Genomic DNA, 11994 nt, shown 5'->3' with positions numbered 1-11994 from the left:
ACGTGCTTTTGTCTCTTTTCGGTTTTTTAAAATAATTTTTATGGGGTGATTAACATATAGTCTTTTTTTTGGGTGGGGGGGGGGGGGGGGGGGGGCGGCGGGGCCCCCCCCCCCCCCCCACGACACCCCCTAGAGGCCCATCGGTGCGTGCAGTTCGACGAGGAGCTCCACCTCAACGGGTGCGTCCAGCGGCAGCACGCTCACTCCGACCGCGCTGCGGGCGTGGATGCCCGCGTCGCCGAAGGCGGTGCCCAGCAGCTCGCTCGCGCCGTTGAGCACGCCGGGCTGTCCCGTGAAGTGCGGGTCGCTGGCCACGAACCCGACCACCTTGACCACCCGCTTGACGTTGGACAGGTCCCCGGCGACGGAGGCGACGGCGGCCAGCGCGTTCAGCGCGCACTGCTGCGCCAGCTCCTTGGCCTGCTCCGCCGTGACCTCGGCGCCGACCTTCCCGGTGAGGGGGAGCGCGCCGTCGACCATCGGGAGCTGGCCGGAGGTGTACACGTAGTGCCCGCTCTGTACGGCGGGCACGTACACCGCGACCGGCGAGGGCGTCGGCGGGAGCTTCAGTCCGGCTGCGGCCAGGCGCTCTTCGGGGGTGCTGCTCATGCTCGGATCTCCTTGAGGTCGCTGTGGGTGTCGCTGTCCGGCCGCGGGAAGAGGATGACCGGCTTGATCATCCCCGGCTCCTTCGCGGCGAGCCGCCCGAAGGCCTCCCCGACCCGGTGGAACGGGAACTCGTGCGTGGTGATCACCGTCGGGTCCACCAGCCCGTCCCCGATCAGGTGCAGTGCCCGTGCGAGCCGCGCCCCGCTGCTCTGCGGCGGCCGGCAGCGGGCGTACGTGATCCTCCCGCTCCCTGAGAGCCCCGCGCGGGCGGCCCGCGCGGCGTCCGGCGCCGCCGTCGCCATGATCGCGCGGTCGGCGCCGGCGCCACCGGTGAGCTCCATGATCCGCTCGGTGGTGTCCTCGTAGGCCGGGTCGATCACCACGTCGGCCCCGAACCGCAGGGCGAGGCGCTGGCGCTTCATCTCCGGCTCGACGGCGATGACGCGGGCCCCGCGCAGCCGTCCGGCCGCGATGGTCGCGCCGAGCCCGACCGCGCCCTGGCCGAAGACGACCACGCTGGCGCCCGGGGGAGGCCCGGACTCCTCGGCGGCGGCGAAGCCGGTGGGCAGTGCGCCCGCCGCGTAGAGGGCCTGGTGGTCGGAGATGGCGTCGGGGAGCGCGACCAGCCCGGCCCCGGCCGCGGGGGCGCGGAAGAACTCGGCGAGCCGCCCGTGGCCCTCGACGCCGACGCGCCGGCCGACGTAGGACGGGCAGACCCCGGGGCCGATGGCCTCGACGACGCCGACGGCCTCGTGGCCGAGCCCGGTGGGCGCCCCGGCGGCGGTGTGCCCGTCCCAGGCGTAGATGAGCGCGGCCGTGGTGCGTACGAGGACCTGGCCCGCCCCCGGGTGGGGCACGGGCCGGTCCAGCACGGCGGGCGGCTCGCCGGCACGGCGCAGCGCGAAGGCCTTCACGAGACTCCTTACTACGTCGTCACACGGATCGGCTTCCCACCATGCGGGTACGGACCGGGCCCGGCGGGGGGCCGTAGGTCGGAACCTGACGGGCCGACCGTCCGCACTTGCTTTGCCGCTCGGCCCGTCCCGTTCCTCCTGCGGGGCTCAAGGCCGGGTGACCCGCACCTGGTAGCTGCCGTTGCGCAGCTCGCCCACGACCGAGACGCTGATGCCCGACTTCTCGTCGGTGAAGGTCTCGCCCGGCCGGAACGGCGCGTCCGAGAGCTCCGCGTGCACATTGGAGCGCCGGGTGCAGCCGCCGCTCGCGCCGGAGCTGTCGGAGACGGTGACGGGGCCGCGGCCCGTGTCCACCTCGGAGTCCACCTTGTAGATGAGCACGCCGGGCTTGCAGACGGCCTCGTCGTTCCCGGCGCGGGTGCGGACCTCCACGGCGAAGCCGGCGCTCTCCGAGACGGGGATGAAGGCCAGCTTGGTGCCGCCCTCCACGGCCAGCGGGCTCAGGACGTGGTCGCTGACCCCGGACTTCCCGGCACAGCTGATCTGGTTGCTGTCGAGCCAGCCCAGCTTCCACTTGTGCCAGCCCAGCAGGTCGTTGTTGGCGCCCCAGTCCTCGCTCATGATGTCCCAGTGCCCCACCGTGCCGCCGCCGTCGGCGGTGTAGAGGTCGGGCAGGCCGAAGACGTGCCCGTTCTCGTGGGGGAGCACGCGGTAGCCGGTCTCCCGGTAGGTGCCCGAGCCGTCGTCCTGGCGGCTGTAGACGAAGGACGTGTTGGCGAGCGGGACGCCGTCGGCCATCGGGGCCTCGCCGTTGCCGGAGAAGGTGACGGAGAGGACGGTGTCCAGGGCGGAGGGGCCCGCGTTCGGCGTGACGAGGATGTTTATCAGGTCGTACCGGGAGAAATCGACCTCGGCGTCGGCCGTCTTGATGATGTGCTCGACGAGCTGCCGGTAGCCGGGCTCGTACGCCGAACCCCGCTCGATCCCGTACGCCGCGAACGGCATCGGCATCCGCAGCCAGTTCTTTATCGGCGCCTCGGACCGGTAGGTCAGCCGCCCGTAGGAGCTGACGCGGAACCAGTCGGAGGTCTGCGGGAAGAACTCCGCCAGCCGGTCGGCCGCCGTCCCCTCGCCCTTGGCGTCGGGGAAGTCGATCATCAGGTTCAGCGCCCGGACCTCGCCGGTCGAGCGCGAGTACCCCGGCGCGGTCGGCAGCCCTTCGGACATCTGCACGCCCATCGCGCCGGAGATCCGGCACGGTGCGAGCAGCGCCTCGGCGCTGGTCGCGCCCACCGGCCCGGCCGCCGAATGGCTGCGGCTGGATATGCCCGCGCTCGCCGTCGCCGTGATGCCGAGGGCCAGCGCGGTGATGCCGATGAAGACGCTGGTGCGGCTTGGCTTGCGTATCCGGTGGCGCGTCTGCGACATGGAGATCGGCCTTCGGGTCCGCGGCAGCCGGCCGGGTCCGGACTGCGCTCTGTGGCCTCACCCTCCGACGGCCGGGGCGGGCTCGCGCGCCGGAAGAGGCCAAACGAGATCAAAGGCCCCGGAGGGGTGTGACCCAGGTCACACGGGAGGGTGAAATAAGCGGGGACCCTCTCCCCGTTTGCACCAGAGTCCCCGTGAAGCGGGGAGCCTCTCCCCGTTTCGTGCGGGGCGAGCGATCCACCCGTCCGTACGCGCCAGCCCAGGGAGCCACGCATGAAGAGCCCCGCCACCACCGATCCGGCGGCCCTGCCCGTACCGGGCCCGGAGGCCGACCTCGACCTCGCGGCCCCGGCCGCGGTCGCCGCGGGTACGGGTACGGGTGTGGGCGCGGGTGCAGGTGCTGGTGCGTGTGCGGTCGTCGGCGCTGCCGCGGGCAAGGTCAAGGCCGCCGTGAAGGCGGCGGGCAAGGTCGCGGGCAAGCGGGCCCGGGCCGGCGGGGACGGGGTCCCGCGCCCGCGCGCCGACGCCGTCCGCAACCGGGAACGCATCCTGGCCGCCGCCCGCGACGTGCTCGTGGAGTTCGGCCCCGCCGCCCCGCTCGACGAGATCGCCCGCCGGGCCGGCGTGGGCAACGCCACGCTCTACCGGCACTTCCCCGACCGCCCGGCCCTGATCCACCACGTCGTGCTCTTCGGCCTGGACCGGGTGACCGCCCTGGCCGTCGACTCGCTCGCCGAGGAGCCGGACGCCTTCGCCGCCCTGTGCCGCTTCACGCACGCGGCGGCGGACGAGCGGATCGGCTCCCTCTGCCCGGTGCTCTCCAGCGACTTCGACCACGACCACCCCGAACTGCTCGACTCCCGCGCCACCTTGGAGGAGGCGGTCGAGGCCCTGCTGGCCGCCGGCCGCTCCTCCGGTCTCGTGCGCACGGACATCGGCGTCGGCGATCTGATGATCGCGCTGTCCCAGCTCAGCCGCCCCCTCCCGGGTACGGGCTGCTTCGACGCGGACACCTTCGTCCACCGCCATCTCCAGCTCTTCCTGGACGGGTTGAGGGCCCCGGGCCGCTCCGAACTGCCGGGCTCGGCGACCACGCTGGCGGACCTGAGGCGGAAAACCATGTGACGCCCCCGGGTCGCGCCCTTTAGCGTCGTAAACCCGTCCTGAATATCACTTTTCAGTCATCTCGCACCATGAAGTGGGTACCCCCATGTCAAAAACAGCCGCGAACCCGCAGCTGACCGGCGCCGACCCCAGTCGTTGGAAGGCCCTGGTCTTCATCGCGCTGGCGCAGCTGATGGTCGTCCTCGACGCGACCATCGTGAACATCGCGCTCCCGTCCGCCCAGACCGACCTCGGCATCTCCGACGGTAACCGCCAGTGGGTCATCACCGCGTACGCGCTCGCCTTCGGCGGACTGCTCCTCTTCGGCGGCCGCATCGCCGACAAGTGGGGCCGCAAGAACGCCTTCATCGTCGGCCTGACCGGCTTCGCCCTGGCCTCCGCGCTGGGCGGCGCCGCACAGGGTGAGGCCATGATGCTGGGCGCCCGCGCCCTCCAGGGTGCCTTCGGCGCACTGCTCGCGCCGGCCGCGCTCTCGCTGCTGGCCGTCATGTTCACCGACGCCAAGGAGCGCGCCAAGGCCTTCGGCATCTACGGTGCGATCGCCGGTGGCGGTGGCGCCGTGGGCCTGATCCTCGGCGGCGTCCTCACCGAGTACCTGAACTGGCGCTGGACCTTCTTCGTCAACATCCCGTTCGCGATCGTCGCCGCCGTCGGCGCCTGGATGATCATCCGCGAGCCGGCCGGCGGCCGTAACCGTGCCCCGCTCGACATCCCCGGCGTGCTGCTCTCCACCACCGGTCTGGTCGCCCTCGTCTACGGATTCACCCGCGCCGAGTCGGCCGGCTGGTCGGACGCCCTCACCGTGGGCATGTTCGTCGCCTCCGCGGTCCTGCTCTCCGCGTTCGTCTTCGTCGAGTCCCGTACGAAGAACCCGCTGCTCCCGCTGCGCGTCCTGCTGGAGCGCAACCGCGGCGGCGTCTACCTCTCGCTGGGCCTCGCCGTCATCGCGATGTTCGGCCTGTTCCTCTTCCTCACCTACTACCTGCAGGTCGTCAAGGGCTTCTCGCCCGTCACGACCGGCTTCGCCTTCCTCCCGATGATCGTGGGCATGATCACCGGCTCCACGCAGATCGGCGCCCGCCTCATGACGCGGGTTCCGCCGCGCCTGCTGATGGGCCCCGGCTTCATGGTCGCCGCGAGCGGCATGCTGCTGCTGACGCAGCTCGAGGTCGGCTCCTCCTACCCGGCGCTGATCCTGCCGGCGCAGCTGCTGCTGGGCCTCGGCATGGGTACCGCGTTCATGCCCGCCATGTCCCTGGCCACGTACGGCGTGAACCCGGCCGACGCCGGTGTCGCCTCCGCGATGGTCAACACCTCGCAGCAGGTGGGCGGCGCGATCGGCACCGCCCTGCTGAACACGATCGCCGCCTCCGCGACGACCGCGTACCTGACCGACCACGCGGCCGAGGCCGCGGCGGGCGGCCCGGCGGCGCAGCTGATCCAGGCCAAGGCCATGGTGGAGGGCTACTCCTCCGCGATCTGGTGGGCGGTCGGCATCCTGGTCGCCAGCTCGCTGATCGCCCTCACCTTCATCACCACCGGCAAGCCGGGCGCGGGCGACCCGGTCGCCGAGGGCGAGGAAGCCGACATGAAGATCCCGGTGATCGCCCACTGACCCGGTCGGGCCCCCTTCCGGGGCGGGTACGGGAATGACTGACGACCCCGCATCGTTCAAATTTGAACGATGCGGGGTTAGTCTGTTCGTGGCGCCCCGCCGCGACGATTCCTGGAGTTCCTGATGCCGACCCCCGAAGCCCTCACCCCCACCCGGATGCCGGCGCTGTACCTGAGCCACGGGGCGCCGCCCCTCGCGGACGATCCGATCTGGCCCGGCGAACTGGCCGCCTGGTCCGCCGGCCTGCCCCGCCCCCGCGCGATCCTGATGGTCTCCGCCCACTGGGAAGAGGTCCCGCTCGCCCTCGGCGCCACCGAGCAGGTGCCGCTCGTCTACGACTTCTGGGGCTTCCCCGAGCACTACTACCAGGTCCGCTACGACGCCCCGGGCGCCCCCGAACTGGCCGCCTCGGTGCGCAAGCTCCTCAAGGCCCCCGGCACCCCCGTCCAGGACATCCCGGACCGCGGCCTGGACCACGGCGCCTACGTCCCCCTGGTGGAGATGTTCCCCGGCGCCGACGTACCGGTGCTCCAGATATCGATGCCGACCCTCGACCCGCGCCGCCTGATGGAGATCGGCCGCAAACTGGCCCCCCTGCGCGACGAAGGCGTCCTCATCGTGGGCAGCGGCTTCTTCACCCACAACCTGGCCGCCCTGCGCCACACCGGCCCCGGCGTCCCCTCGTGGTCCGCCGAGTTCGACGCCTGGGGCCACGAGGCCCTGGCCGCCTCCGACATCGACGCCCTGCTCGACTTCGAAGCCAAGTCCCCGGCCGGCCGCCTGGCCCACCCCCGTACGGAACACTTCGCCCCGCTGTTCGTCACCCTGGGCGCCGCGGAGTCGGACCTCGCCACGGCCGCCACCCCGGTCGCGGGCTTCTGGATGGGCCTCTCGAAGCGGTCCCTGCAATTTGGCTGACCCCGAGCAGCTTTGGTGCCCCAGCGGCTCCGCTTACGCGCCGGAGTCGCTGGTCCTCGCCCTCCGCGACGGCCTGGACGGCCCCCCGGCCTACCTCCCCGCCCCGCGCCCGGCAGCCGAAGCCCTGGCGGAGCTCCCACCCGCCGTGGAACCGCGCCGCCTGCTGCGCCTGGCCTCCCACTGCGTCCCGCACTGCCTCAACCGCGAGGCCGACACCTGCACCCTGGCCGCCCGCCTGACCTCACCCGCACCGAAGGCCGCGCCGCTTCCCGCCTGCCACCTCCGCCCGGCCTGCAAGTGGTGGACCCAGTCGGGCCCGCCCGCCTGCCACGCCTGCCCGCAGGTGGCTACCCGCCGCCCCGGGCCGGACCGGTGACGTCCTCCCCGATCGTGAACCCCTTGGCGGGGCCGACCGGGATGGTGACCGTGGTGCCGTAGGCCGCCCGGACCTCGTCCTCGTAGATGGCCTGGTCCGGATCGGGGGCGGTCAGCACGGTCACGGTGGCGAGCTCATCGTGGTCGTCGATGAGGACGTAGACGGGAATGCCCGCCCGCGCGTACTCACGCCGCTTGCGGGTGCGGTCGCGTGTAATGCCGTCGCTTCCGGGCGAGACGACCTCGACGATCACTTGGACGGCCGCGGCCTTGATGCCGATCCCGTCCTCGCTGCCGTGCGCTTCTGCGTCCTCGGGTGCGACCAGGACGTCGGGGATCCAGACCTTCCGTGCCTGAATGACATTCGTGTCCTGGAACGCCGCGAAATCGCTCCGGTCCAGGAACTTGTCCAGGGCGCGGCGAAGGCGGTTGGTGATCTGGCTGTGTGACAAGCGACCCGTGGGTGACACCTCGATGAACCCCTCGACGATCTCGGCGTGGTAGCCCTCGGGGAGTTCCATGGCTTTCCATGCCTGCCACAGGACGTCGTCAAGGTCCGACGGGGGAGTCGTGACCTTCGGCATTACGGCCTCCAGCGTCTCGTGGGCGAGAGCGGTCATGTGCAGCACCTCCTCTGAGTGTGGGCGTCGCGGATCGGACGGCACAAGCGACTCTCCGATGCTGGAGGGGCGCCCACTCATGCCACAGGAATATGCCCCGCCGTCACTCGGACGGGTAGGCGACCGCCGGCCGAGGCAACCAGAAGCCGGTGAAGGTCGTCTCTTGGGGTAGGAGCGCCGTTGGGGAACGCGGCGAAAACGCCCGTGTCAAGTGTGACGGTGGTCTCACTCGGACCGGGTCGCGCGAGCCCGCCGGGACTCCGGGCGGGGCCGCGACCCCCGTCCTGACCTGCGGATCTTCGAGCCCGACGGCGTCGTCGATCCGCTCGGACCGGGGCGTGGCGGGGCAGGATACTGCAAGATCTCGATAAAGAGGGAGCAACGTGGGAATTCTGTCCCGTTTCCAGTCGTTGTTTCCTTCGGAAGCGGGCACTCGGGAGAGTGTCCGGGCAGCCGAACCAGCGCAGCCGAACCACCGCACCACCGCGACCGAACTCATCGCAAGGGAGCACGCATGGCAACCCGCGCCGTCGCCCGTCGTCAGTCCACGAGCAGCGCTCGCGCTGTGGGCGGGGAGATCGCAGACCGCGACCTGGTCGGCATGTACCTGGACGAGATCGCGCGCACCCCGCTGCTCGACGCGGCCAAGGAAGTCGAGCTCTCGCAGATCATCGAGGCCGGCGTGTACGCCCGGCAGATCCTCGACGGCGCGATAGAGCGCAAGGGCAAGAAGCCCTCGCAGGAGGAGCTGGAGTTCCTGGCCGCCGAGGGCGAGCGTGCCAAGGAAGTCTTCATCCGCTCCAACCTCCGCCTGGTCGTCGCCGTGGCCCGCCGCTACCCGCGCAGCGGGCTGCCGCTCCTCGACCTCATCCAGGAGGGCAACGCCGGCCTGGTCCGCGCCGTGGAGAAGTTCGACTACGCCAAGGGCTTCAAGTTCTCCACGTACGCCACGTGGTGGATCCGCCAGGCGATCACCCGCTCCATCGCCGACCAGTCCCGCACCATCCGGCTCCCCGTCCACCTGGTGGAGGAGCTCGGCCGGATCCGCCGGGTCCAGCGCGAGTTCAACCGCGAGAACGGCCGTGACCCGGAGCACGCGGAGATCGCCGCCGAGCTGGACACGACGGAGAAGCGCGTCGGCGACGTCCTGGACTGGGCGCGCGACCCGGTCAGCCTGAACATGGGCGTGGACGAGGACGGCGACACGCAGTTCGGCGACCTGCTCGAAGACACTTCGGCCATCTCCCCGGAGCAGTCCGTCCTCTCCCTGCTGCGCAGCGAGGAGCTGGAGGACCTGCTGGGCAAGCTGGACCAGCGCACCGCGTCGATCATCAAGATGCGTTACGGCATCGAAGACGGTCGGGAGCGTACGCTGACTGAAGTGGGCAAGCAGCACGGCCTGACCCGCGAGCGCATCCGTCAGATCGAGAAGCACGCGCTGCTCGAACTGAAGAAGATGGCCCGCGACACCGGCTTCGACGCGGTGGCCTGACCGGCCCCGTCCGAAGCCCCCCATACGAGCCCCCGGTGCCTATCCCCCCCAGGCGCCGGGGGCTCCCCTTTGCCTGGTCCGGCCGAGGCCCAGCCCCTCCGGCACGCAATCCAGCCCCTCCGGCACCAATCCAGCCCCTCCGGCGTTTGAGGAGCGGGGCCTGGGGCGGAGCCCCAGGGAACGGTGGAAGGGCGGGTAGGGGACAGCCCCGCAGGGCCCGGCTAAGGCCGCGGCCCCGCCGCCTCCACCAGCCGAGCCCCCAGCCCCCGCGCCGCCTCCACCAGCACCTCCGGCCCGTGCACGGCAAACGGCACCCCGGTCAAGGCCAGCCGCGCCACCACCCACTCGGGCGAGTCCGCCGACTCGAACCGCACCCGCACCCCGGCGCCGCCACCCCCACCCCCGCCCGCCGGAACCACATGCTCCCGCACCCACTCCGGCAGCCCCGCGCCGCCCTCGAAGGTGACATCGACCGTGTAGGTCGTCTCCCCACCCCGCAGCCCCCGCCGCACGAACTCCTCCGCATCCATCGGCAGCTCCCGCGGAGCGAACCGCACGCCCGTCGCGGACGGCTCGCTCACCCGGTCCACCCGGAAGGTCCGCCAGTCCTCGCGCTCCATGTCGTAGGCGACGAGGTACCACCGGCTCCCGGTGCTGACCAGCCGGTACGGCTCGACCAGCCGTCGCGAGGCCGTGCCTTCCCGGTCGCGGTACGCGAACCGCAGCCGCTCCGGCCCCGCCACCGCGGAGGCGATCGCGGTCAGCGTCCGCGGATCCACGCTCGCCCCGTCCCCCCGGGTCACCGCGACCGTGGCCGACTGCAGCGCGCCCACCCGCCGCCGCAGCCGCCCCGGCAGGACCTGTTCCAGCTTCGCGAGGGCCCGTACGGAGGCCTCCTCCACGCCCTCGATCGCATGCCCGGCCCCCGCCCGCAGCCCCACCGCGATCGCGACGGCCTCCTCGTCGTCCAGGACGAGCGGCGGCATGGCCGCCCCCGCGACCAGCCGGTAGCCGCCCTCCGCGCCCAGCGTGGCCTCCACGGGGTACCCCAGCTCCCGCAGCCGGTCGATGTCGCGCCGGATCGTGCGGGCGCTCACCCGCAGCCGCTCGGCCAGCTCGCTCCCGGGCCACTCGCGCGGGGTCTGGAGCAGGGACAGCAGGGAGAGGAGGCGGGCCGGGGTATCGGTCATGCTTCAAAGGTGCCAGCCAAATAGGACACCAACTGACCTACATGCCGTCTAGGTTTCTCCTCATGAGCACCGAGACGACCCAGTCATCGCCCGAAGGAAAGAACGGGCCCGTACAAGAAGAGCGGACCGACCCTCCCGCAGAGACCACCTCGATCAGCAAGGCCGGCGACGCCGGAGACGCGCGCGCGACCGGCCATGCGACCGGCGACGGGCCCGCGGCCCCCGCCGACCGCCGCCGCTGGATCGCGCTCGCCATCGTGATGACCGCCGCCTTCATGGACCTGGTCGACGTCACGATCGTCAACATCGCGATACCCCGGATGCGCGAGGACCTCGGCGCCTCCACCAGCGCCATCCAGTGGATCACCGCCGGCTACGCGCTCGCCTTCGCCGCCGGCCTGATCACCGGCGGCCGTCTCGGTGACATCTACGGCCGCAAGCGCCTCTTCCTCATCGGCATATCCGGCTTCACCGCGGCTTCGCTGCTCTGCGGCCTCTCGCCCAACCCCGACGTGCTCGTCGCCTCCCGCATCCTCCAGGGCGGCATGGCGGCGATGATGGTCCCGCAGGTGCTCGCGATCATCCACGTCACCTTCCCGCCGCACGAGCGCGGCAAGGTCTTCGGCCTGTTCGGCGCGATCATCGGCCTCGGCGCCGTCTCGGGCCCGATGCTCGGCGCCCTGCTCACCGAGTGGAACATCGCCGGCCTCGAATGGCGCCCGATCTTCCTGATCAACCTGCCCGTCGGCATCGCCGGCGTGATCCTGGGCCGCAAGTTCATCGCCGAGTCCAAGGCCCCCAAGGCGCTGCGCCTGGACCTGGTGGGCGTGGTGCTCGCCACCCTCGCCCTGGTCATGCTGATCTTCCCGCTGACCCACGGCCGTGAGAACGACTGGCCCGTGTGGGGCTTCGTCTGCATGATCGCCTCGCCGCTGGTCTTCGGTGCGTTCATCGCCTACGAGAAGTACAAGATCCAGAAGGACGGCTCCCCGCTCGTCGAGCTCTCCCTCTTCAAGGTCAAGAGCTTCGCGGGCGGCATCGCCGTCCAGCTGACCTTCGGCATCGCGACCGGCATCTTCTTCCTGGTCTGGACGCTCTACATGCAGATGGGCCTCGGCTGGAGCGCCCTGAAGGCCGGCTCCACCGGCATCCCGTTCTCGATCGCCGTCTCGGCCGCCGCGGGCGTGTCCGTACAGAAGCTCGTACCGCGCTTCGGCCGCAAGGTGCTCCAGGCCGGCGCGCTGATCATGGCCTCGGGCGTGCTCCTCTACATCTGGGAGTCGGACCGCTACGGCATGGCCATCGCCTCCTGGCAGATGGCCGCCCCGCTGATCGTCATGGGCGTCGGCATGGGCCTGATCATCGCCCCGCTGACCGACACGGTGCTCTCCGAGGTGCCGCGCGAGCACGCCGGCTCGGCATCCGGGCTGATCAACACCACCGGCCAGATGGGCAACGCGCTGGGCCTCGGCCTGACCTCCGTCGTCTACTTCGGGTTCATCGAGAACGACCTGGCCTTCGGGCCGCCCTACGTCAACGCGTTCCACCACGCCATGTGGTGGGTCGTGGCCGTCCTGGTCGTGATCTTCTCGGTGATGTTCATGCTGCCGCGCAAGGCCGTCCCCATGGCCGAGCGCGAGGGCGGCACGGAGTACGCCGGCTAGTCCGCGCAGCTCCGCGCCCCTCCTGACGGGCATGTCCGCTTCTG

11 protein-coding genes are annotated in these 11994 nt (G+C 71.4%); 6 read left to right on the top strand and 5 right to left on the bottom strand.

Annotated features, from left to right (window positions below; translation table 11 throughout):
* Nucleotides 1–129: 129 nt before the first annotated feature.
* From ACIA8F_RS14755 to ACIA8F_RS14745, 3 genes are all read right to left on the bottom strand, one after another.
* Nucleotides 130–609, bottom strand: a complete 480-nt coding sequence (locus ACIA8F_RS14755; protein ID WP_399378769.1) for a RidA family protein — start codon at nucleotides 607–609, stop codon at nucleotides 130–132.
* Nucleotides 606–1523, bottom strand: coding sequence for a zinc-binding dehydrogenase (locus ACIA8F_RS14750; protein ID WP_399378768.1), 918 nt, complete (start codon nucleotides 1521–1523; stop codon nucleotides 606–608). Before ACIA8F_RS14750 ends, ACIA8F_RS14755 begins: the two co-directional genes overlap by 4 nt.
* 147 nt (nucleotides 1524–1670) lie before the next feature.
* Nucleotides 1671–2951, bottom strand: a complete 1281-nt coding sequence (locus tag ACIA8F_RS14745; protein ID WP_399378766.1) for a M6 family metalloprotease domain-containing protein — start codon at nucleotides 2949–2951, stop codon at nucleotides 1671–1673.
* A 450-nt stretch (nucleotides 2952–3401) separates the two neighbouring features.
* Here ACIA8F_RS14745 and ACIA8F_RS14740 point away from each other — a divergent pair, with 450 nt between their 5' ends.
* The 4 genes from ACIA8F_RS14740 to ACIA8F_RS14725 all read left to right on the top strand — a co-directional run bounded on the left by ACIA8F_RS14740 (nucleotide 3402) and on the right by ACIA8F_RS14725 (nucleotide 6985).
* Entirely contained in the window at nucleotides 3402–4076 is a 675-nt protein-coding gene (locus tag ACIA8F_RS14740; protein WP_399378804.1) for a TetR/AcrR family transcriptional regulator, read from the top strand.
* 85 nt (nucleotides 4077–4161) lie between these two features.
* Nucleotides 4162–5691 (top strand): MFS transporter, encoded by a 1530-nt coding sequence (locus tag ACIA8F_RS14735; RefSeq protein ID WP_399378765.1) that lies wholly within the window; start codon nucleotides 4162–4164, stop codon nucleotides 5689–5691.
* Between the two features lie 123 nt (nucleotides 5692–5814).
* Nucleotides 5815–6609, top strand: coding sequence for a dioxygenase (locus ACIA8F_RS14730; RefSeq protein ID WP_399378763.1), 795 nt, complete (start codon nucleotides 5815–5817; stop codon nucleotides 6607–6609).
* A complete protein-coding gene (locus ACIA8F_RS14725; protein WP_399378762.1) occupies nucleotides 6602–6985 on the top strand; it encodes a hypothetical protein in 384 nt (127 codons plus the stop codon). The genes ACIA8F_RS14730 and ACIA8F_RS14725 overlap by 8 nt, the downstream gene beginning before the upstream one ends.
* On the opposite strand, the gene ACIA8F_RS14720 is transcribed toward ACIA8F_RS14725, so the two are convergent.
* Nucleotides 6957–7604, bottom strand: coding sequence for a Uma2 family endonuclease (locus tag ACIA8F_RS14720; protein WP_399378760.1), 648 nt, complete (start codon nucleotides 7602–7604; stop codon nucleotides 6957–6959). The two genes, ACIA8F_RS14725 and ACIA8F_RS14720, sit on opposite strands and share 29 nt — an antisense overlap.
* A 514-nt stretch (nucleotides 7605–8118) precedes the next feature.
* On the opposite strand from ACIA8F_RS14720, the gene ACIA8F_RS14715 reads away from it, so the two are divergent.
* Nucleotides 8119–9096 (top strand): RNA polymerase sigma factor RpoD/SigA, encoded by a 978-nt coding sequence (locus ACIA8F_RS14715; protein WP_399378758.1) that lies wholly within the window; start codon nucleotides 8119–8121, stop codon nucleotides 9094–9096.
* Between the two features lie 221 nt (nucleotides 9097–9317).
* Here ACIA8F_RS14715 and ACIA8F_RS14710 read toward each other — a convergent pair whose 3' ends face one another.
* Nucleotides 9318–10286 carry a helix-turn-helix transcriptional regulator gene (locus ACIA8F_RS14710; RefSeq protein ID WP_399378757.1) on the bottom strand — a complete coding sequence of 323 codons (969 nt, stop codon included), beginning with the start codon at nucleotides 10284–10286 and terminating at the stop codon, nucleotides 9318–9320.
* 260 nt (nucleotides 10287–10546) lie between these two features.
* On the opposite strand from ACIA8F_RS14710, the gene ACIA8F_RS14705 reads away from it, so the two are divergent.
* Nucleotides 10547–11950 (top strand): MFS transporter, encoded by a 1404-nt coding sequence (locus ACIA8F_RS14705; RefSeq protein WP_399378802.1) that lies wholly within the window; start codon nucleotides 10547–10549, stop codon nucleotides 11948–11950.
* Nucleotides 11951–11994 lie beyond the last annotated feature (44 nt).

The sequence above is a fragment of the Streptomyces sp. NPDC051563 genome, assembly GCF_044454225.1.
GTDB lineage: Bacteria > Actinomycetota > Actinomycetes > Streptomycetales > Streptomycetaceae > Streptomyces.
The sequence above is the reverse complement of the archived record's forward strand: the minus strand, read 5'-3'. Positions and strand labels throughout refer to the sequence as shown.